At 72.2% G+C, this 19,549-nt stretch carries 20 protein-coding genes; 9 read left to right on the plus strand and 11 right to left on the minus strand.

Annotated features, from left to right (window positions below):
* Window positions 1-179 precede the first annotated feature (179 nt).
* From MZC64_RS23355 to MZC64_RS23375, 5 genes are all read left to right on the plus strand, one after another.
* On the plus strand, window positions 180-1,112 hold the full coding sequence (locus MZC64_RS23355; protein WP_247759841.1) for an ACP S-malonyltransferase: 933 nt from the start codon (window positions 180-182) through the stop codon (window positions 1,110-1,112).
* A gap of 20 nt (window positions 1,113-1,132) precedes the next feature.
* Window positions 1,133-2,098 (plus strand): beta-ketoacyl-ACP synthase III, encoded by a 966-nt coding sequence (locus tag MZC64_RS23360; RefSeq protein WP_247759914.1) that lies wholly within the window; start codon window positions 1,133-1,135, stop codon window positions 2,096-2,098.
* Between the two features lie 81 nt (window positions 2,099-2,179).
* Entirely contained in the window at window positions 2,180-2,422 is a 243-nt protein-coding gene (locus MZC64_RS23365) for an acyl carrier protein (RefSeq protein WP_185002353.1), read from the plus strand.
* A complete protein-coding gene (locus MZC64_RS23370) occupies window positions 2,419-3,645 on the plus strand; it encodes a beta-ketoacyl synthase (protein ID WP_247759840.1) in 1,227 nt (408 codons plus the stop codon). The genes MZC64_RS23365 and MZC64_RS23370 overlap by 4 nt, the downstream gene beginning before the upstream one ends.
* Before the next feature lie 87 nt (window positions 3,646-3,732).
* Window positions 3,733-5,154, plus strand: a complete 1,422-nt coding sequence (locus MZC64_RS23375; protein WP_247759839.1) for an acyl-CoA carboxylase subunit beta — start codon at window positions 3,733-3,735, stop codon at window positions 5,152-5,154.
* Window positions 5,155-5,161: 7 nt separating this feature from the next.
* Here the strand turns inward: MZC64_RS23375 and MZC64_RS23380 are convergent, their stop codons facing one another.
* On the minus strand, window positions 5,162-5,737 hold the full coding sequence (locus MZC64_RS23380) for a hypothetical protein (protein WP_247759838.1): 576 nt from the start codon (window positions 5,735-5,737) through the stop codon (window positions 5,162-5,164).
* 30 nt (window positions 5,738-5,767) lie between these two features.
* Window positions 5,768-6,271 (minus strand): DUF3145 domain-containing protein, encoded by a 504-nt coding sequence (locus MZC64_RS23385; protein WP_247759837.1) that lies wholly within the window; start codon window positions 6,269-6,271, stop codon window positions 5,768-5,770.
* Between the two features lie 303 nt (window positions 6,272-6,574).
* Here MZC64_RS23385 and MZC64_RS23390 point away from each other — a divergent pair, with 303 nt between their 5' ends.
* Window positions 6,575-7,888, plus strand: a complete 1,314-nt coding sequence (locus MZC64_RS23390; RefSeq protein ID WP_247759836.1) for a hypothetical protein — start codon at window positions 6,575-6,577, stop codon at window positions 7,886-7,888.
* A gap of 9 nt (window positions 7,889-7,897) precedes the next feature.
* On the opposite strand, the gene MZC64_RS23395 is transcribed toward MZC64_RS23390, so the two are convergent.
* On the minus strand, window positions 7,898-8,710 hold the full coding sequence (locus tag MZC64_RS23395) for a cytochrome c biogenesis CcdA family protein (protein WP_247759835.1): 813 nt from the start codon (window positions 8,708-8,710) through the stop codon (window positions 7,898-7,900).
* Window positions 8,707-9,486, minus strand: a complete 780-nt coding sequence (locus tag MZC64_RS23400; protein ID WP_247759834.1) for a thioredoxin domain-containing protein — start codon at window positions 9,484-9,486, stop codon at window positions 8,707-8,709. The genes MZC64_RS23395 and MZC64_RS23400 overlap by 4 nt, the downstream gene beginning before the upstream one ends.
* A gap of 137 nt (window positions 9,487-9,623) precedes the next feature.
* Between MZC64_RS23400 and MZC64_RS23405 the strand changes: the two genes are divergently transcribed.
* Window positions 9,624-10,949, plus strand: coding sequence for an acyltransferase (locus tag MZC64_RS23405; RefSeq protein WP_247759833.1), 1,326 nt, complete (start codon window positions 9,624-9,626; stop codon window positions 10,947-10,949).
* Here MZC64_RS23405 and MZC64_RS23410 read toward each other — a convergent pair.
* Both MZC64_RS23410 and MZC64_RS23415 read right to left on the minus strand, forming a co-directional pair.
* Window positions 10,944-12,272, minus strand: coding sequence for a glutamate-1-semialdehyde 2,1-aminomutase (locus MZC64_RS23410; RefSeq protein WP_247759832.1), 1,329 nt, complete (start codon window positions 12,270-12,272; stop codon window positions 10,944-10,946). The genes MZC64_RS23405 and MZC64_RS23410 overlap by 6 nt on opposite strands.
* The gene (locus MZC64_RS23415) at window positions 12,272-12,928 is read right to left on the minus strand and encodes a GNAT family N-acetyltransferase (protein ID WP_247759831.1); all 657 of its coding nucleotides are present in this window, start codon (window positions 12,926-12,928) and stop codon (window positions 12,272-12,274) included. Before MZC64_RS23415 ends, MZC64_RS23410 begins: the two co-directional genes overlap by 1 nt.
* A gap of 42 nt (window positions 12,929-12,970) precedes the next feature.
* Here MZC64_RS23415 and MZC64_RS23420 point away from each other — a divergent pair, with 42 nt between their 5' ends.
* The gene (locus tag MZC64_RS23420; RefSeq protein WP_247759830.1) at window positions 12,971-13,723 is read left to right on the plus strand and encodes a WecB/TagA/CpsF family glycosyltransferase; all 753 of its coding nucleotides are present in this window, start codon (window positions 12,971-12,973) and stop codon (window positions 13,721-13,723) included.
* 25 nt (window positions 13,724-13,748) lie between these two features.
* Window positions 13,749-14,867 carry a glycosyltransferase gene (locus MZC64_RS23425; RefSeq protein WP_247797737.1) on the plus strand — a complete coding sequence of 373 codons (1,119 nt, stop codon included), beginning with the start codon at window positions 13,749-13,751 and terminating at the stop codon, window positions 14,865-14,867.
* A gap of 25 nt (window positions 14,868-14,892) precedes the next feature.
* Here the strand turns inward: MZC64_RS23425 and MZC64_RS23430 are convergent, their stop codons facing one another.
* From MZC64_RS23430 to MZC64_RS23450, 5 genes are all read right to left on the minus strand, one after another.
* Window positions 14,893-15,270: a hypothetical protein gene (locus MZC64_RS23430; RefSeq protein WP_247759828.1), complete on the minus strand. Its 378-nt coding sequence runs from the start codon at window positions 15,268-15,270 to the stop codon at window positions 14,893-14,895.
* Window positions 15,260-15,865, minus strand: a complete 606-nt coding sequence (locus MZC64_RS23435; RefSeq protein ID WP_247759827.1) for a DUF1707 domain-containing protein — start codon at window positions 15,863-15,865, stop codon at window positions 15,260-15,262. Before MZC64_RS23435 ends, MZC64_RS23430 begins: the two co-directional genes overlap by 11 nt.
* 180 nt (window positions 15,866-16,045) lie before the next feature.
* Window positions 16,046-17,185: a glycoside hydrolase family 6 protein gene (locus tag MZC64_RS23440; protein ID WP_247759826.1), complete on the minus strand. Its 1,140-nt coding sequence runs from the start codon at window positions 17,183-17,185 to the stop codon at window positions 16,046-16,048.
* 58 nt (window positions 17,186-17,243) lie between these two features.
* Window positions 17,244-18,728 carry an oligosaccharide flippase family protein gene (locus MZC64_RS23445; RefSeq protein WP_247759823.1) on the minus strand — a complete coding sequence of 495 codons (1,485 nt, stop codon included), beginning with the start codon at window positions 18,726-18,728 and terminating at the stop codon, window positions 17,244-17,246.
* Window positions 18,725-19,549, minus strand: coding sequence for a glycosyltransferase family 2 protein (locus tag MZC64_RS23450; RefSeq protein ID WP_247759822.1), 825 nt, complete (start codon window positions 19,547-19,549; stop codon window positions 18,725-18,727). The genes MZC64_RS23445 and MZC64_RS23450 overlap by 4 nt, the downstream gene beginning before the upstream one ends.

Genomic DNA, 19,549 nt, shown 5'->3' on the forward strand with positions numbered 1-19,549 from the left:
CTCAATGCTCACCCATTCGGCCTAACGCGTGAGCCGGACTTCTAGCGGTCGCCACAATGAAACTGACATATCTGGCCCCGTTTTCTATTACTGCTTGTAGACACTCCACAAAACCAGCCGCCGAACTTAGTCCCCGGCGGCATGCCTCCAGACCCCCTTGAGCGTGTTCAGTTACCGACGTGATCGCTCTCCTCGCTCCCGGACAGGGCTCGCAGTCCCCCGGCATGTTCGAGCCCTGGCTTGAGCTGCCCGGCACTGCGCAGCGGCTGTCCCACTGGTCCGAGCTGACCGGGCTGGACCTGGTCCGCCTCGGCACCACGGCGACCGCGGAGGAGATCAAGGACACGTCGGTGACCCAGCCACTGGTGGTGGCCCTGGCGTTGCTGGCGTACGAAGAGTTGGCCCGCCGGGTCGAGTTGCCCACCGACGTCCCGGTCGCCGGCCACTCGGTCGGTGAGCTCGCCGCCGCTGTTCTGGGTGGCGTGCTCACCGCCGACGACGCCGTCGCGCTGGCCGCGGTGCGCGGCGCCGAGATGGCCGCCGCCTGCGCGCTCGAACCGACCGGCATGATCGCCGTGATGGGCGGGGTGCCGGAGGAGGTCCTCGCCCGGATCGAGGAGTTCGGCCTGATCCCCGCCAACCGCAACGGCGCGGGCCAGATCGTGGCCGCGGGCAGCCTGGCCGGGCTGGACAAGCTGCTGGCGAACCCGCCCGAGCGCGCACGGGTCAAGGCGCTGCCGGTGGCCGGCGCCTTCCACACCGGATACATGGCCCCGGCGGCCGAGGCGCTGCGTGCCCGCGCCGCCCAGGTGACGGTGAACAACGTCACGCGCCCCTTGTTGTCCAACGCCGAAGGCGCTGTGCTCCCTGTGGGCACCGGCGGCGCCGAAGTGCTTGGCCGGCTGGTCACCCAGGTGACCTCGCCGGTGCGTTGGGACGCCTGCATGACCACCCTCGCTGCTCAGGGTGTGACCGCGGTCGTCGAGCTGCCTCCGGCCGGGACCCTGAGTGGCCTGGTCAAGCGCGAGCTGCCCGACGTTGCGCGGCTCCCCCTGAAGTCCCCGGCCGACCTGGACAAGGCGGTCGACCTGTTCGCCGGTGGTGCGGCGTGAGCAACGAGGAGCGACCAACCATGCAGCTGGCCCCCGGCCCGGTCGGCACGAAGATCATCGGACTAGGCAGTCACCAGGGCGACCGCGTGGTGACCAACCACGACCTCGCCAAGCTGGTCGACACCTCCGACGAGTGGATCCAGAGCCGGGTGGGCATCAAGACCCGCAGGCTCGCCCGCGAGGACCAGTCGCTGACCGACATGGCGGTCGAGGCGGGCAAGAAGGCCGTCGCGGACTCCGGGCTGGACCCGACCGAGATCGACACCGTCATCATCGCCACCTGCACCATGCCCACCACCATCCCCAACGCCGCGGCCCAGGTGGCCGCGCGGATCGGGATCGTCAAGGCGGGCGCCTTCGACGTGAACGCGGCCTGTGCCGGCTTCTGCTACGCCATGGCCACCGCCTCGGACCTGGTCCGCGGCGGCTCCTCCCGGTACGTGCTGGTGATCGGCGCCGAGCGCTTCACCGACTGGGTGGACTGGACGGACCGCTCCACCTGCATCATCTTCGCCGACGGCGCCGGTGCCGTGGTGGTCGGACCCTCGGACGAACCCGCCATCGGGCCGGTGGCCTGGGAGAGCGCGGGCGGCATGGCCGAGGTGATCGGGGTGACCCCGCAGCGCTACCTCTACCAGGAGGGCCAGTCGGTCTTCCGCTGGGCCACCACGGAGAACTGGCCGGTGGCCGAGCGCGCGGTGGAACTGGCCGGGCTCAAGCTCTCCGACATCGACGCGCTGGTGCCGCACCAGGCGAACCTGCGGATCGTGGAGTCCATCGCCAAGGAACTGCGCGGTCGCGGCGCCCGGGAGGACCTGGTGGTCGCCAGGGACATCGTCACCAGCGGCAACACCTCCTCGGCCTCGATCCCGATCGCCCTGGACCACATGCGTGCGGCCGGTGAGATCAAGAGTGGCGATGTGTTGCTGCTCATTGGTTTCGGCGCCGGCCTGGTGTCCGCCGGACAGGTGGTCATCTGCCCCTGAGCACGGGGGCGGCAACTCAACAAGACTCCGGGGCGGCCGTTGCCGCTCTGGTCGGTGGGTAACTCGAAAGGAACAAGCTCAATGGCTTCGAACGAAGAAATTCTCGAAGGTCTCGCCGAGATCATCGAAGAGGTCGCCGGTGTGGACCAGGCCGACGTCTCCGCCGACAAGTCCTTCGTGGACGACCTGGACATCGACTCGCTGTCCATGGTCGAGGTCGCGGTGCAGGCCGAGGACAAGTTCGGCGTGAAGATCCCGGACGACGAGCTGGTCAACCTGAAGACCGTCGGCGACGCGGTGAACTACATCTCGAAGAACCAATGACATCTCCTGACGTTGTCGTCACCGGTCTCGGTGCGACGACTCCGCTCGGCGGCGACGTCGCGTCCACCTGGGACGCGATGCTCGCCGGGCGCAGCGGGGTCGGCGAGCTGAAGGCCGACTGGGTGGACAGGTTCGATCTGGACGTGCGCATCGCCGCCCAGCTCGCTGTCGAACCCACCGAGGTGCTGACCAGGGTCGAGGCTCGCCGCCTCGACCGGTCGGAGCAGGTCGCCCTGATCGCCGCGCGGCAAGCGTGGGCCGATGCCGGCGCACCCGAGGTCGAGCCCGAGCGGCTGGCCGTCGTGGTGGGCACCGGCATCGGGGGCGCCCTGACCATCCTCGGTCAGGACGACATCCTGGAGACCTACGGGAAGCGCAAGGTCTCGCCCCTGACCGTCCCGATGCTCATGCCCAACGGCCCCGCGGCCGTGGTCGGGCTGGAGCTGGGGTCCAGGGCCGGGGTGCACGCTCCCGTCTCCGCCTGCGCTTCCGGCGCCGAGGCCATCGCCTGGGCGTGGCGGATGCTCAAGGCGGGCGAGTGCGACATCGTGGTCTGCGGCGGCGCCGAGGCGAGCATCTGCGCGCTGCCGGTGGCCGGGTTCTCCCAGATGCGGGCGATGAGCACGCGCAATGACGAACCCGAACGGGCCTCCCGCCCGTTCGACACCGCCCGCGACGGGTTCGTGCTCGGGGAAGGCGCCGGGATCATGGTGCTGGAACGGGCCGAGTACGCCGCGGCGCGCGGGGCGAGGGTGTACGGGCAGCTGGCCGGGATCGGCACCAGCGCGGACGCCTACCACATCACCGCCCCGGAACCGGAGGGCAAGGGCGCCAGCCGGGCCATCACGGCCGCACTGCGCACCGGCGGGCTCACCCCCGCGGATGTGGGACATGTGAACGCGCACGCGACGTCGACCCCGGTCGGCGACGTGGCCGAGGCGGCGGCCATCCGCTCCGCCATCGGCACCCACGCCGTGGTCACCGCGCCGAAGTCCGCACTGGGTCACCTGCTGGGTGGTTCCGGTGCGGTGGAGGCGATCGCCACCGTGCTCGCGGTCCGCGACGGCGTGATCCCGCCGACGCTGAACCTGGACAACCTCGACCCCGCGGTCGGGTTGGACGTGGTGACGGGTGGACCCCGGCACGTCCGGCTGCAGGCCGCCGTGAACGACTCGTTCGGTTTCGGCGGGCACAACGTCGCACTGGCTTTCGCCTCGGTCTGAGTCTTCGCCCCGGTGTTGTGCCGGGGCGCCCTCAGACCGGGGCGTCAGCCTCCTCCTGCCTGTCCCGCACCTCTCGAGGAGCGTTTGATGACGGCATTGGCGACCAGGACTGACCAACCCATCGACCACACGGGGCTCGATCCCCGTTCTCCCGAGCTACGGCTGAGCCGCCTGCTCGACGACGGCGCCATGACGGCGCTGCACCCGCCCGACGACAGCGGCGTGCACACCGTGCGCGGCCGGGTCGAGGGCGCCACGGTGATCGCCTTCTGCACCGACGCCGCGCGGCTGGGCGGCGCGATGGGCACCGCGGGCTGCGCGCACCTGGTGACGGCCATCGACACCGCGCTGCGCGAACGGATCCCGATCATCGGCCTGTGGCACTCCGGCGGCGCGCGGCTGGCCGAGGGAGTGGCCGCGCTGGACGCGGTCGGCCAGGTCTTCGCGGCCATCGTCCGCGCCTCCGGCAAGGTCCCGCAGATCTCGGTGGTGCTCGGCCCGGCGGCCGGCGGCGCTGCCTACGGTCCCGCGCTCACCGACGTGGTGATCATGGCCGAGGCCGGCCGGGTGTTCGTGACCGGCCCGGAGGTGGTGCGCAGCGTCACCGGCGAGCGGATCGAGATGGCCGCGCTCGGCGGTCCCGAAGCGCACGGCGAGAAGTCCGGCGTGGCGCACATCGTGGCCACCGACGAAGCCGACGCCTGCGCCCGCGCCCGGCGGATCACCGCCTTGTTCGCCCGGCCCGGCCTGTTCGACCCGCACGCGGTGCGCGCCGAGCAGGACCTGGCCGCGCTGCTGCCCGAGCGGCCGCAACGCGCCTACGACGTGCGCCCGCTGGTGCGTGAGCTGTTGGACAGCGTCGAGGAACTCCAGCCCAGGTGGGCGGCCAATGTGGTGACCGGCCTGGGCAGGCTCGGCGGCCGCACTGTCGGCGTGCTGGCGAACAACCCGATCCGGATGGGCGGCTGCCTGGACTCGGCCGGTGCGGAGAAGGCGGCCCGCTTCGTCCGGCTCTGCGACGCCTTCGGGGTGCCGCTGCTGGTGCTGGTGGACGTGCCCGGCTACCTGCCGGGGGTGAGCCAGGAGTGGGAGGGCGTGGTCCGCCGCGGCGCGAAACTGTTGCACGCCTTCGCCGAGGCCGTCATCCCCCGGGTCACCCTGATCACCCGCAAGGCCTACGGCGGCGCCTACATCGCGATGAACTCCCGTGCCCTGGGCGCCACCGCCGTCTTCGCCTGGCCGACGGCCGAGGTCGCGGTGATGGGCGCCACGGCCGCGGTGGACGTGCTGCACCGGCGTCGGCTGGCGGCCGTCCCGGAGGCGGAGCGGGCGGAGCTGCGGGCGGAGCTGGCGCGGGAGCACGAGCGGGTCGCGGGCGGGGTGGCGCGCGCGGTGGAGCTGGGGGTGGTGGACGAGGTGATCGAGCCCCGGCACACCCGGCGGAGGCTGGCCGAGGCGCTGGCGAGGGCGGTGGCCGGGCGCGGCGCGCACGGCAACATCCCGCTGTAGTGCGTGTTCAGCAGGCCGAGACGATGGTGCTCAGCGGCGAGCCCTTGTCGATGCGCAGCGTGCGGCCCTCGACGGCGAGCTGGTAGGTGGCCCGCCACCGGTTGCAGTCCGAGCGGGCGTCCGGCGGGGACTTGGCCGGGTCCTGGGTGCTGGTGAAGGTCAGCATGATCCGCAGGGTGCCGCCGGGTGAGTTGATCACCCGGCGGACCAGGATGCTGCCGTCCTTGGTGGTGGCGTAGTCGGCGTTCCAGACCGCGCGCTGGGTCTCCTGGGAGACCTTGGCGGTGACGTGTGCGCGCCACTGGTCGAAGTTGCGGCTGTTGATCGCCTCGAAGTAGCCGGTGAGCAGGCTCTTGATGGCCGGGGCGTCCGGGTGCGCGCTGGCGTCCGGGGTGAACTCCACTGTGGACGGTCCGGGTTCCTGCTCCCGTGGCCGCGCCGAAGTGCTGTCGATGACCGCGCGCACCTCGGGGTCGGCACCCGCGGTGGGGTAGGCCTGACGCAGGGTCAGCCCGATCGACACCGCGCCGAGCAGCACCAGCCCGACGAGAAACAGCGGCCAGAACCGCCGCAGCCCACTCACCCCACCAGGGTGCCATACCAAGTGAGCTGTTCAGCCCACCCGGTGCAGCCAGGTCACCGGCGCGCCGTCGCCTGCCCGGCGGAACGGCTCCAGCGCGTCGTCCCAGGCCGCGCCGAGCAGCTCGCCCAGGCGGTGGGTCATGGCCTCGGCGGCGCGGTTGGCCGCCATCAGGGTGCGCAGCTGGTCCTCGGTGACCATGATGTCGCCGTTGGCGCTGGTGCGGGCTCGCCACAGGCCCAGGCCAGGGACGTGGCAGAACCGCTCGCCGTCCACGCCCGCACTGGGTTCCTCGGTGACCTCGAAGCGCAGCATTGGCCAGGCCCGCAGCGCGGACACCAGCGACGCGCCGGTGCCGGCATCGCCGGTCCAGGCGCATTCGGCGCGCAGCTGTCCTGGCGCCGCCGGCTGGGCGGTCCATTTCAGATCGGCCCGGCCACCAAGGGTGCCCGAGATCGCCCACTCGACGTGCGGACAGACCGCAGACGGCGACGAGTGGACGTAGACAACGCCACCGGTGCATCCCCGTGCGCTCACTGCTGACCTCCGCTACTCGACGAGGGACGTCTTCCCCGCGTTCCTCGTCTTGTGCAACGGACGGTGCGTCGTGACTTTCCGGCGATCACCCGTGCGGTCATTCTGCCCTGCGCGACCGCCAATGCGCCAGAAGAACCAACCGACACCCCGATCAGTGTCACCCAGCCGGGGGCGTTCACCCAGTGTGTTCGGCTACTGACCGCGAATTGGGTGGTTGCCCGTAACCCACGGGGGGACTCCCGCTACGGTTTGAGCCGACCGGAGCAACCGGGACGGGACGAGTCACGCGCGGAGGTGTTGGGCGTGCGGTTGGTGCGGCTCGGTGACGATCCCTCCGCCCGGGTGGAGGGCGTGGAAGCCGATATGCGCGCCGCGCTGTCGACCTGGGGCGCCGGGACCGACCTGGCCGGCGGGATCGCGCTGCTGGACTGCACACCGCCGGGCAGTCTGCGGCCGCTGGACGCGGTGATCGTGCTGCCCCGCGGGGTGATCGTGGTGGTCGGGGTCGACCTGCCCGGTCCGGCGATGAAGCTGGAAGCCCCGTTGCAGGGGCAGTGGAAGGTCGACGGCTGGCCGCTGATCCGGGACGACGGGCTGCTCAACCCGGCGGTGGAGGCGCTGACCGCGGCCTCCGCGCTGACCCAGCGCCTGCAGGCGGAGCGGATCGAGCCGTTACCCGTGTCCACCATCGTGGCGGTCGGACCGTATGTCGCCCAGGTGTTGCAGCCCACCGGGGACCTGCACCGCGGGGTCCGGGTGCTGCACCCGGCGCCGACCGCGATGCTGGCCGCGGTCAAGGAGTTGTCCACCTACGAACGTCCGTGCACCGCCGAGGCCGCCCGGCGGCTGCTGTCCAGTGTGGACCGGCGCACCGCCACGCTGACCGCCGGTGAGCTGGTCGCGGAGGGTTTCGCCGATTCGGTGAGTCCGGATCTGGCCAGTGCCAGCACCATGCTCATCCCCCGCTTCACCGCCGACGGCCGCCCAGCGCCGCCGCGCCCCGCCACGCCCCGCCCGAAGAAGCGCCAGCCGTGGCTGCCGCTGGCGGGGCTAGCCCTGGCCGGGCTGGCGCTGGTGTTGCTGATCGCCACCGTGGCCCAGTCCTGTAGCGGTGAACCGGCCAGGCCCGAGGGCGGCGGCGCGGTGTCCTCGTTGCGCAGCGCGGAGCCACCGGAGTCCACTGTGGACGGTCTGGACTTCGTGCCGCGCGGCTCCTCCCGGGAGGCCGACTGCGGGCCGAGGGCCTACGGCCAGTTGCAGCAGTGGCTGCGGGAGAACCCGTGCACCGCGCTGGTGCGCAGCCTGTTCGAGGTCAACGAGGAGCGCAAGGCCGCGGTGTCGGTGGTGGTGGTCAGTTTCGCCGACGCGGTGCAGGCGCAGCGCTTCCAGGTACTGGCCGATGACGAGCAGAGCGGCGGGGTGAACGAGCTGCTGCGCGAGGGCCGGAGCTGGCCGGGCGGGCCGAGTTCGTTCGCGCCCGCGGTGGCCTCCACCTCGCGCGATGGCACCAGGGTGCGGATCGTGCGCGCGGTGTGGGTGGGCCAGGAGACCAAGCAGACCGATGTGGTGCTGCAGGGCATCGCCGAGCGCGCGCTGCGGCTGCCGCTGCCCGGTTAACGACGCGGGTCAGCGGCGCAGGCGGCGGATCAGCACGAAGGAGGCCACCGCCAGCACCGGGGCCAGCACCAGCAGGTCCGGCACCCCGGCGGCGAACTCGCCAGCGCGTTCGGCCAGCGCGGATTCGGTGTCCACGCTGACGATCCCGGGCAGCGCGGCGGTGCCGTCGGTGACCAGGAACAGCACGCCGATGCCGATGAACAGCAGTCCGGCCACCAGGTTCAGCGAGTGCAGGCGGAGGCGGCCGAGGCTGATCTCCCGGCCACGCAACCAGGTCCGCTCGCCCAGTTTGAACCGGTCCCACAGCGCGGCCAGTGCGAACAGCGGCAGCACCATGCCCAGGCCGTAGACCGCGAGCAGGGCCGCGCCGTAGCCGGGATCGCCACCGGCTGCGGCCATGGTGAGCACGCCGCCGAGGATCGGGCCGGAGCAGAACCCGGCCAGGCCGTAGGTCGCGCCGAGGACGAACACCGAGGCGGCCGAGGAGATCCTGGTGGTGGCCGCGAAGCGCTGGGACAGCCCGGAGCCGAAGCCGCGGCCGACGAGCTGGGCCAGGCCGAAACCGATCAGCAGCACCGCGGCCACCGTGATCACCGTCTGCCGGTGCGCGGTGAGCAGGCCGCCGAGGCTGGCCGCGGCCGCACCGAGGGGCACCAGGGTGGTGGCCAGGCCGAGGTAGAACACGCCGGTGCGGGCCAGCAGCCGGGCCGGGCGGCCGAAGGCGTAGGCGAAGAAGGCGGGCAGCAGCAACGCCGAGCAGGGGCTGGCCAGCGCGAGCGCGCCGCCGAGCAGCGCGCCCAGGTAGCCGAGCTGGCCGGTCACTTCTTGGCGGCCTGCTCGATCAGCCGGACGAAGGTCTCCAGTGGCTGGGCGCCGACCACCGCGCGGCCGTTGATCAGGAAGGCCGGTGTGCTGGTCAGGCCCATCTCCTGGCTCTCCGCGGCGTCGGTGCGGATTTCCTGGCGCAGCACCGGATCGGCCAGGTCGCGCTCGAACTTGGCCATATCGGCCACGCCGGAGCGGCGGGCCAGGTCACGCAGCCGGTCCGGGCCGAACTCGGCGTGCCCGGAGCGCGGGGCCTCGGCGAAGGCCAGTTCGTGGAACGGCCAGAACCTGCCCTGCCGGGCGGCGGCGCGGGCGGCCACCGCGGCGGCCTCGGACTCCGCGCCGAACATCGGCAGGTCCCGCCACTCGATCCGGAGCAGGCCCTGGTCTACGTAGCGGCGCACGAGTTCGGGGCGGGTGTCGGTGCTGAACTTGGCGCAGTACGGGCAGCGGTAGTCGGCGTACTCCACCATGACCACCGGCGCGTCCACCCGGCCCTTGGCATACGGGTCGCCCTCGCGGCGGCGGGTGAACCGGGAGTCAAGTTGCCGGGCGGCTGCGTCCATCTGACTTTGGTTGGGCGTCTGCGGCGCGGCGGTGTCGGAGGCGGTGGGCGCTGGCGCGTCGGCCGTCGGGGTGTCGCCGCCGGTGCGGCCCAGGGCTAGGTAGGCGAGCAGCACCCCGGCCACCACGACGATCGCGGGCAGCGCGAGCTGCCAGGCCGGGCGTGCGGCGGACTGGGTTTCCGGCTGGTCGGGCTGCGGCTGGCTCATCGTCTGACACCGTATCGGCGCGCGGCGGACCGACCAAAGGTGGTGTCAGCCCCCCTACCTTTGGGGGAGCTGCCCCTGAGTCGACTCGGGAGTCCACCCCATGGCCGCGGCGGGCCCGGCCCGCGAGGCTTTTTCCCATGAGCAGCATGGGGGTCCGCGGGGCTACGCCGGTCGGCACCGGCAATCGCAACGCGGTGGTGGATCTGGTCCGGTTGACCGCGGTGGGCATGGTCGTGCTGCTGCACTGGATCAGTCCGGTGATCACCGTGACCAATGGCGCGGTGAAGGCGGGGATCGCGTTCTCGGGGCCGGTGACCTGGGTGGCGACCTGGTTCCTGCAGGTGATGCCGCTGGTGTTCATCGCGGGCGGGTTCGTCAACACCGCGGGGGTGGACGCGACGGTCCGCAAGGGCCAGTCCGCGGTGACCTTCCTGGCCCGCCGGGCTCGCCGCCTGGTGACCCCGACCCTGCCACTGGTCGGGATCTGCGCGGCGCTGGCCACCGCGGGTTCGCTGCTGGGTCAGCCCGCGATCGCCATCGTGGGCGACCAGGCGGCGAACCCGCTGTGGTTCCTGGCGGTCTACCTGGTGGTGGTCGCGCTGGCCCCGCTGATGGTGCGGCTGCACGACCGGTTCGGCCTGGCCGTGCCCGCGGTGCTGACCCTGGCCGTGGCCGCGGTGGACACCTACCGGTTCGCCACCGTGGGGCTGGCCGGGTCGGCCGGGATGCTCGGCGATGTCAGCCTGGTGCTGGTGTGGGTGACCGTGCACCAGCTGGGCATCGTGCTGGCCCGCGGTGGCCTGGCCCGCTTCGGCGACCGGGGGCTGCTGGGGGTCGCCGGGGTCGCGGTGGCCGGGATCGTGGCGCTGATCGTGTTCGGGCCGTACCCGCCGGCGCCGATCGGGCTGCCGGACGTGCCGGTGTCCAACCTGGCCCCGCCCACGGTGCTGATGGTGCTGCTGGGCATCGCGCAGGTGGCGCTGCTGGCCCGGTTCACTCCGTGGCTGGAGCGCAGGCTGGACGGGGCGCGGACCCGGAAGGTGTTGCAGCGCGGGAACTCCACCCTGATGACGGTGTACCTGTGGCACATCCCGGCCGCACTGCTGGTGGCCGGGGTCTGCCTGCTCGCGCCGGAACTGCTGCTGCCGCAGCCGGGCGCGGCCTGGTGGTCCTCCCGGCCGATGTGGCTGCTGGCCTGTGGGCTGGTGCTGTTCGCGCTGGTGAAGTGGTTGCGGCACTTCGAGACCGGCGAACGGGAGAACCGGCGGAGCGGGCCGGTGTCCGCGCCGCTGATCGTGCTCGGCACGGTGTGCGCGGCCTTCGGGTTGCACGAGATCTTCCTGCACGGCCTTGACCTGGCCGCGCAGGACGCCGCGGGGTCATGGCGCGGGGTGCTCGCACTGGGGGTGGGCGCGGTGCTGTTGCGCGCTGCCGAGCGGGCTCCCTCCTCCTCAGCGTCATAGTCGCCGCGGTTCGGCCCGGCTCCGCAACGCGGGGGCGACCGGGCGGCCCTGGAGCAGGCCCTCGACCGAGCCTGCCTCCAGGGCCTTGCGGTACACCCCGAGCGCGCCCTGCACCGCCTCGGCGGTGTGCGCCAGGTCGGCGTCGGTGTGCGCGGCGGAGATGACGAAGGACTGGCCGAGCACGCCCCGGCTGAGCAGCTCCTGCAGGAACAGCGTGCGGTAGGCCTGGGACGGGCGGCCCTGGGCGTCCCTGGTGGTGAAGACCAGGCAGGACGGGCGGCCCAGCGCGGCCACCGCGTCCTGCACGCCGTACTCCCTGGCCAGCTGGTTGACCGCGCCCGCAAGTGATGTGCCCTGGCGTTCCATCACCGCCACCGGATCGGACTCCCGGTACACCGCGGCCACCGCGCGGAACGCGGCCAGCGACACCGATTCCGCGCCGTGCGTGGTGGAGAGCAGGAACACCCGGTCCGCGTCGGTGGCCAGTCCGCCCAGCTCCATCAGCTCCCGGCGGCCGGCCAGCGCGGCGATCGGGAAGCCGTTGCCCATCGCCTTGCCCCAGCAGGACAGATCGGGGCGCACCCCGTACACCTGCTGCGCGCCACCGGCGGACCAGCGGAAACCCGTGATCATCTCGTCGAAGATGAGCACGATGCCGTGCCGGTCGCAGATCTCCCGCACACCGGCCAGGAAACCGGGCTCGGGTTCGGCCAGCGCGGTGGCCGCCTCCATGACCACGCAGGCGATCCGTCCACTGTGGACGTCCACAACGGACCGAAGCGAGTCCAGGTCGTTGTAGCGGAAGGCCACGGTCAGCGCGCGGACCGCCGCCGGGATGCCCGCGGACATCGGCACGGTGCCGATGAACCAGTCGTCGGTGGAGAAGAACGGCTGGTCGGCGCAGATGGCGACCAGGTCGCGGCCGGTGGCGGCCCTGGCCAGCCGGACCGCGGCGGTGGTCACATCCGAGCCGTTCTTGGCGAACTTGACCATGTCCGCGCCGGGCACCGCGGCCAGGAAGTCCTCGGCGGCGGCCAGTTCCAGGGTGGTCGGGCGGGTGAAGTTGAGGCCGTCGGCCAGCACCGCGCGCACCGCGTCGACCACCGGGGTGAAGCCGTGGCCCAGGGTCACCGCGCGCAGGCCCATGCCGTACTCGACGAACTCATTGCCGTCGGCGTCGGTGACCCGGGCGCCCGCGCCCTTCACCAGTACCGGGGTCATGAATTCGGGGTACTGGTCGGCGCCCCTGGCGTAGGTGTGCGCACCTCCCGGCACCAGCTCGTGCAACCGTGCCTGCAGCTGGGCGGACCGGTGGAAGCTCATTACCCCACAATATTCGCCGGGCCCCGCAGCCATTCCGCGTCCTCCGGCAACAGGCCCCAGAGCTGATGGTCGAGCAGTTTGCCGCCGACATGCATGTGCGCGCGCAGCACGCCCTCCTTGCGGAAGCCGTTGCGCGCCACCAGGATGCCCGCCGCCCGGTTGCCCACCCCGACCGGCGCGGTGAGCCTGCGCAGGCCGACCGGGCCGAAGCCGTGCCGGATCAGCTCGCGCATGGCGGTGGCGGCCACCGCGGTGCCGTGGAAGGCGGAGTAGACCCAGCCGCCGAGTTCGGCCAGGCCCTGGTCGCGGTCGATCCGGTCCAGCATCATCTCCCCGGCGAAGCGGCCGTCCACCTCGACCACCATCGGGATCATGCCGCCGCGCCGGGCCGCGCGCAGGAAGTTGTCGCAGCGGGCCCGCCAGACCTGCTGGCAGGACCGGTTGTCCCAGGAGGCGGCGCTGGTCGGCCACCAGGGTTCCAGCCACTTGCGGTCCGTACGCACCGCCTCGCACCAATCGGGTGCGTCGGCTGGTCTGGGTGGACGCAGGGTGACCGCGCGGTCGTGTCCGGACAGGGGGCCGAGCACCGCGGGCCAGCCCGGGTGGTGTGGCCGCAGCCGCCGGGTCACCGCGGCCAGAAATACGCCGCTGCGCATGAAATTCCACTCCTCACAGCCATTCGACGGCAGAATACTGACATGCGCTCGAACGTCCCGACAGTGACCGTGCTCGGCATTCGGGTGGTTTGCCTGCCCCGGAAGCAGGTGCTCTCCGTAGTCGGCGAACTGCTCGACTCGGCCGCCCCGCAACTGCTCGCCTACGCCAACGCGCACTCGCTCAACCTGGCCGTCCGCAACGCCGCCTACCGGCGGGTACTGGACGACGCGGCGCTGGTGCTCAACGACGGTTCCGGCCTGGCGATCGCCGCGAGACTGCAAGGAAAAAGCTTTCCGGACAACCTCAACGGCACCGATCTGACCCCGGAGATCCTGCGGGTGGCGGCGGAGCGTGACGCCCCGGTGTACTTCCTCGGCGGCGAAGAGGGCATCGCGGAGACCGCTGCGAGAAACCTCACCACCAAGATCCCCGGGTTGCGGGTTGCGGGCACCAGGAACGGCTTCTTCACCGAGGCCGAGCAGCCCGAGGTGATCGCCGCGATCAAGGCGTCCGGGGCGCGGATCCTGGTGGTGGCCATGGGAAATCCGCGACAGGAGCTGTGGCTGGACCGCCATCTGGCCGATACCGGCGCCCGGCTGGGGGTGGCCGTTGGCGCCTTCCTGGACTTCGCCGCGGGCAAGGTTTCCCGGGCGCCGGAATGGATGCGCAAGGCCGGGATCGAGTGGGTGTACCGGCTCGGACTGGAGCCGCGCAGGCTGTTCGCCCGCTACGTGCTGGGCAACCCGCTGTTCCTGGCCAGGGTGCTGGCCGAGCGGGTCTTCACGAAAAGGTGACCGGGAGCGGGTACAAATCGAGGCCGTGACGACTTCCCGGGTGTGCTTCGTGACCACCTACCCGCTGGGCCGGGCCGAACTCGGCGGCAGCGGCTGGGTGGACCGCAGGCTGGTCGCCGTGCTGCGCTCGACCGGCGTCGAGGTCGAGGTGGTGTGCGTCACCGGCCCGCCCGGCCAGTGGGCCGAGCAGGAGGTGGTCTGCCACGCCGCGGGCGATGTCCCACTGGAGATCCGCGGCGACCGGGCCAAGCTGCTGCGGGTCGCGGCCGGCATGGCGGTGACCGAACAGCCTTACCTGTCCCGCAAGTTCACCGCCTTCCCCGGCTGGCGGGCGGCGGCCAGGCTGCTGCACGAGCGCGCGGCCGGCCGGAAGGTGATCACCAGCGGCTGGCCGGGCCTGCTGCTGGCCGAGGCGGCCGGGGTGCCGGTGGCCGCGCACATCGCGCACAACGTGGAGAGCACCATCGCGCTGGAGCATGCGCCGCGGCCACTGCGCCTGCTGGGCGAGACCTGGCGGCTGCCGAAGGCGGAACGACGGCTGCTCTCCTTGCCGCGCACCGTCTTCGCGCTCTCCCGCACCGACGCGGAGTTCCTCACCCGCTGGGCCGCGCCGACCGTGCCACTGCCGCTGACCGTGCGACCGGTGCCGGATCCCGTTGCGGCGCAGGCGGTCGGCTTCATCGGCAAGGCCAGCTGGCCGCCCAACGAGCGCGCCCTGGAGAGCCTGCTCGGGCCGGTGCACGAGGAGCTGACCCGGCTGGGCACCGATGTGAAGTTCGTGCTGGCGGGGTCGGGAACCGAGGTGCACCAAGGACATCCGCGCACCACCGCGCTGGGCCGGGTGGCCGCCGAGGCCGAGTTCTACCGGCAGGTCGGCCTGGTGGTGGTGCCGCGCTTCGGCGCGAGCACCGGGATCAGCGTGAAGATGCTGGAGGCCGCCGAGTACGGGCTGCCCTCGGTGGTGCCGCCGCAACTGGCCGAGGCGGTGGACCCGGCCGGTCCCTGGCTGATCGCCGACGGCCCGGAACAGACCGCCGCGGCCATCCGGCGCTGGCACCTGGGCGAGACGACGGTGGACGTGCCGGGCTGGACGACCGCGCACGACGGGACGGAGACCGGGCAGGCGCTGCTGGCCGCGCTGTAGCGGCCCGGCGGGCGTGTCGGCGGCGCTACAGGTCCGGCAGCGGGTCCGGGGGCAGGAAGGTGGTCTCGTCGATCTCCGCGTCCGCGCAGCGCACCACCGGGATGTACTCGTCCTCGATCTCCAGCATGGTGCTGCCGATCTCGATGGTCGCGGTGGTGCGGATGTCCACCGGGCCCAGCCTGCTGGTCCTCGGGTAGTGCGCGAGCACCCCGTTCGGCCGGTTCCGGCGGAGGAAACTGCAGGTCAGGATGGTCACCGTGCGACTGGTGACGGCGACCAGCACCGGGGCCATGCCCGGGTTGAGGGTGATCGCCGGGAACAGGTAGCGCAGTTCGGCGCCCGCGGGCAGGAACCCGCGGCACCGGTCGCGCACCTCGCCGGATAACGGCACCTCAGTCGTCATCCCCGCGGGAGATCGCCTTGCGCGCGGGCTTGGTCCGGATGTCGATGCCGCCCATGAAGGCGAAGCCCTTGACGTGCACCACGGGCGCGTTCGGCGGCAGGTCCTCGTCGTCCACCTTGACCTCCTTGCCGCCCATGAAGCTGAACCCGCCGACCTCCACCCGCACCCCTGGCGGCACGGTGATCTCCACCCCGCCCATGAAGGCCACCGCGACCACGGTGATCTCCGGCGCGCTGAACTCGGCCCGGCGCAGGTCGATCTCGGTGCCGCCCATGACCGCGATCGCCGCGGTCTTGCGGGTGACCCGCCAGCGACCCTTGCGCACCGCGCCGGACATGAAGGAGACCACCCACTTGGTCTTCTCCCCCACCGGGCTGTGCCGGATCGGCACCGGGGTCGGCGCGGGCGCGGCGAGCACCGGCAGGTCGGCGACCACCCGGTCCAGCTCACCGCGGGTGAGCGCGGCGTAGGCCAGCCCGACCCGCTCGTTGTACTCGGTCAGGGTGATTCGCCCCTCGCCGACCGCCTGGTTGAGGCGCTGGGCGATCAGGTCGCGTTCGGCGTCGCTGACCCGCATCTCGGGGAGGTCGTTCATGGGGGCCAGGCTAGTGGGTGCGTTCAAGCTGCCGCCGAGTGTTGGCCGAACTGGTACGGGGTGTTGGCCGTTGTGGACCGGCGGTGACCGACTTGGGCCAACTCGGCGTACGAGTTGGCCCAACTACCCGTACCACTTTGGCCAACTCGGCGTACGAGTTCGGCCAACACTCGGGTGGGGTTAGAGGCCGTTGAGCAGGCTCATGGCTAGTTCGGGGACGAAGGCGCCGGAGTCGGTGCCCTTGCCGGTGCCGCAGTCGCCGTCGGAGGCGCCGGGTTGCTTGATCCAGAGCAGTGCGTCGGGGACCTGGGGTGAGGAGCCGTCCACCGAGGGCGACTGGCCGATCTTGCGGCCGGGCGGGTTGCACCACTCGCCGTTGGAGCCGTTGCCGTTGCGGCTCACGTCGATGACGAACCCGTGTTTGCCGCCGCCGCGGGCGGCGATCGCGGCCTGCACCAGGCGGCCGTAGGAGATGGCTTCGTTGGTGGTGTTGAAGTTGGACACGTTGACCGCGAAGCCGCGGGCGCCGCTCACCCCGGCGTCGATGAGCCGCTGGGCGAGTGTGCCGGGCGGGTTGTACCGGCCGTCGCCGCCGTCGAGGTAGGTCCAGGCGTTCGGGGCGCGCTGACTCAGCGTCGCGACCGCCTCGGCGAGCATCCGCAGCCGGTCTTGTTTGCCGGTGGGGTCCAGGCAGGACAGGTGGATCAGCGCGTCGGGTTCGAGCACCACCAGCGCGGGGGTCTTGCCGATGGCGTCGGCCACCGTCTCCACCCACTGGCGGTACTTGTCCACCGAACCGGCGCCGCCCGCGGAATGGTTGCCGCAGTCGCGGTTGGGGATGTTGTACGGCACCACGACGGGGAGCTGGTCCTCGCGGGCGGCGGCCTGCACGTAGGAGCCCAGCCAGCTCCGGATGTCGCCCTCACCGCCGATCCAGCGGGCCATCGGCTGGGCGGCGATGCGTTCGTTGATCAGGTGTGCCCGGCCGTCGCCCTTGTTGGCGCGCACCCAGCGGGCGGCGTTGCTCTCCGAGTCCACGAACAGCCCCCTGGTCTCCGCGATGGGGCTGGGCGCGGCGGGTCCGGCCGGCGGGCGGGGCTGGTTGCCCGGTTTGCTCGTGGGCGGGTTCCCCGAGGGCGCCGGGGCCGGTATCGAGCCGGACGGCAGCTCGGGCACCGAGGTCGACTCGGCCAGGGCCGGGGGTTCGGCCGAGCTGGCGGGGGCGGCCGCGGGCTCCGGAGTTGAGCACGCGGCCACGGCTAAGAGCAGCGTGATCCCGGTCGCCGCCAACCCCCGTCGGCGCGCTGTGTTCGATCCCATCAGCTTTGCTCCCGTGTGGGTTTGTTTTCCCCTGCTGGGGGTGCCAGAACCTGTGAGACTAGGACCCTTCCCTGAAGGTCGCGACTGGTCGTTGGGGTGATGCGCCGTTCAGCGCACGTTCGATGTGGTGCCGTCGGGCGTACCAGCCCACGCCGACGATGGCGGCGGTGAGGGCGCCGCCGAGCGCCACGTCCAGCAGCGGTGAGTCGGCGAAGGCGCGGATGGCCAGCAGTCCGGTGACCGCGAGCAGCCCGGCCAGCGCGGGGTAGCCCAGTCCCTTGGCCAGCGCGCCGAGGGAGATCCCGGCGCGGTGCAACCGCCAGGCGTGCACCGGCACGGCGACGGCGAAGGCCACCACCGCCTGCGCCCAGCCGACCCCGACCAGCCCCCACGTCATCGCCGCGACAATGGTCGCCGGTACCAGCGCGACCAGCCAGGACACGTTCACCAGGGCCGAGGACAGCGGGGCGCCCACGGCCAGCAGCAGCTGGAAGGCGAGATCGGTGAGCACCCTGGCGATCGCGGCGATGGCCAGCGCGCTGAGCACGTGCGCGGCAGGCGCCCAGGCCGAACCGTAGATCACCTCGACGATCGGCCCGGACAGGATCGCCAGCGCCAGTCCGCCCGGCAGCACCGCGATGCCGACCATGCCGACCACCTCGCCCGCGGCCAGGTTGAGATCGACACCGCGGTCCCTGGCGCGGGAAAAGGTGGCCAGCGCGATGCGGTCCAGGGTGGTGGACACGATCGACACCGGCCAGTTGGCGACGTTGTTGGCCAGGTACAGGAAACCTAGAGCGGTGGCGCCGAGCACGCTGCCGGTGACCACCTGGGGCACCGCGTTGGACAGCACGATCACGATGCCGGAGGCCACCACGGTGATCCCGTACCGGCCGACCTCGCCGAAGTGCTCGCGGTCGAAACCGAAGCGCGGCAACTGCTTGCTCACGCACAGCAGCACCACCACGACCACCAGGGTGCCGGAGACGTGCCCGATGGCCAGCGCCCAGGCGCCGAAGCCGGCCAGCGCCAGCGCGCCGGTCAGCGCCAGGTTGACCACCACCCCGGACAGGTCGGCCACCATCCTGCTGGCCTGGCGCAGTTCCCTGGTCAGCAGCGCGCCCGGCACGGCGGCGAAACCGTCCAGGAACACGTTGGCGGCCAGCAACCGCACGATGTCGGTGGCCGCCGGGCTGCCCAGTCCGGTGGCCAGCGCGGGCGCGAGCACCAGGCACAGCCCGAAGGCCGCGGTGCCGCCGCAGACCGCGACCGTCCACGCGGTGGGCAGCAGTGGCCGCACATCGCCGGAATGCCGCACCACCGAGGCGGCCGCGCCGAGGTCGTTGAAGGTCAGCAACAGCATCTGCACCACCAGCGCGGTGGCGTAGAGGCCGAACTCCTCCGGCGCTAGCAGCCGGGCCAGCAGCACGCCGAGCAGGAAGGTGCCCAGCCGGGACAGCAGCGTGTTGAGCAGGCTCAGGCCCAGCCCGCGGCGGAACCGGCCGCCGAGTTCGGCCTGCTGCACGGCTCCGTCGGCGGTCACCGGCTCGCTCCGAGCGCCTCGGTGGTCCACTCGCTGAAGTAGCTGCCGGCGTGCACCGCGTAGTCCACGGTCACCTCCGGCAGGTGCTCGACGCGGAGTCGCGCGGAGAGCCGATGCACCAGTTCCCAGTCCTCTCGGGGGTGTACCCAGCCCGGCCGCGCCCAGGGATCGAAGCGCAGGCCGGGAAAACGGCGCACGGCCAGCGCGTTGACGTCCACCCAGGCGGTGTCGGCGTGCGCCCGCCGGTCGAAGTCCCGGCCGAGAACGTCCACTGTGGACCCGTCGGCGCGGGCGCGGTGCAGGTCGGTGTAGACCAGCCCGGCGCCGCGGCGCAGCGCGGGCAGCACGGTGGCCAGGTGCTGCGGGCGCCAGGTGTTGTCGTCGTCGAGGAAGGCCACGAACGGCGAGCGGGTCAGCCGGATGGCGATGTTGCGGGCCAGTCCGGGGCTGTGGTGGTTGCGCCCCAAGGACAACACGGTCAGCCGAGGGTCGGCGGGCAGCTCGCCGAGTTCGCCGCCGCCGTCGTCGACGACCACCACCGACAGGTCGGTGACGGTCTGCGCGAGCGCGCTGCGCACCGCCCGGCCCAGCGCCTCCGGTCGCCGATAGGTGGGCACGGCCACGGTGACCAGCGCGGTCGGCCGCACCGGCAATGTCGGTGCCAGGCGGGCGATCTCGCTGTCCTCGGCCTGGCGCGCCGCGCGCCGCTCGGCGGCGAACTTCAGCCGCCACCAGCCCTCGGCCACCACATAACGCCCGACGGTGCGGCGCAACGCCTGTTTCACCCCGTCGGGCAGCAGCCCGTAGTCCCGGTTGCCCAT

The sequence above is a fragment of the Crossiella sp. S99.2 genome (assembly GCF_023094165.1).
In the GTDB taxonomy this organism is placed as follows: Bacteria; Actinomycetota; Actinomycetes; order Mycobacteriales; family Pseudonocardiaceae; genus Crossiella.

Bases quoted from the DNA above. Each gene is read 5' to 3' on its own strand.
- MZC64_RS23360 (WP_247759914.1), top strand. From the start codon at position 1,133: ATGCAGCTGGCCCCCGGCCCGGTCGGCACGAAGATCATCGGACTAGGC.
- MZC64_RS23365 (WP_185002353.1), top strand. From the start codon at position 2,180: ATGGCTTCGAACGAAGAAATTCTCGAAGGTCTCGCCGAGATCATCGAA.
- MZC64_RS23370 (WP_247759840.1), top strand. From the start codon at position 2,419: ATGACATCTCCTGACGTTGTCGTCACCGGTCTCGGTGCGACGACTCCG.
- MZC64_RS23375 (WP_247759839.1), top strand. From the start codon at position 3,733: ATGACGGCATTGGCGACCAGGACTGACCAACCCATCGACCACACGGGG.
- MZC64_RS23400 (WP_247759834.1), bottom strand. From the start codon at position 9,486: ATGAGCCAGCCGCAGCCCGACCAGCCGGAAACCCAGTCCGCCGCACGC.
- MZC64_RS23405 (WP_247759833.1), top strand. From the start codon at position 9,624: ATGAGCAGCATGGGGGTCCGCGGGGCTACGCCGGTCGGCACCGGCAAT.
- MZC64_RS23410 (WP_247759832.1), bottom strand. From the start codon at position 12,272: ATGAGCTTCCACCGGTCCGCCCAGCTGCAGGCACGGTTGCACGAGCTG.
- MZC64_RS23415 (WP_247759831.1), bottom strand. From the start codon at position 12,928: ATGCGCAGCGGCGTATTTCTGGCCGCGGTGACCCGGCGGCTGCGGCCA.
- MZC64_RS23420 (WP_247759830.1), top strand. From the start codon at position 12,971: ATGCGCTCGAACGTCCCGACAGTGACCGTGCTCGGCATTCGGGTGGTT.
- MZC64_RS23430 (WP_247759828.1), bottom strand. From the start codon at position 15,270: ATGACGACTGAGGTGCCGTTATCCGGCGAGGTGCGCGACCGGTGCCGC.
- MZC64_RS23435 (WP_247759827.1), bottom strand. From the start codon at position 15,865: ATGAACGACCTCCCCGAGATGCGGGTCAGCGACGCCGAACGCGACCTG.
- MZC64_RS23440 (WP_247759826.1), bottom strand. From the start codon at position 17,185: ATGGGATCGAACACAGCGCGCCGACGGGGGTTGGCGGCGACCGGGATC.
- MZC64_RS23450 (WP_247759822.1), bottom strand. From the start codon at position 19,549: ATGGGCAACCGGGACTACGGGCTGCTGCCCGACGGGGTGAAACAGGCG.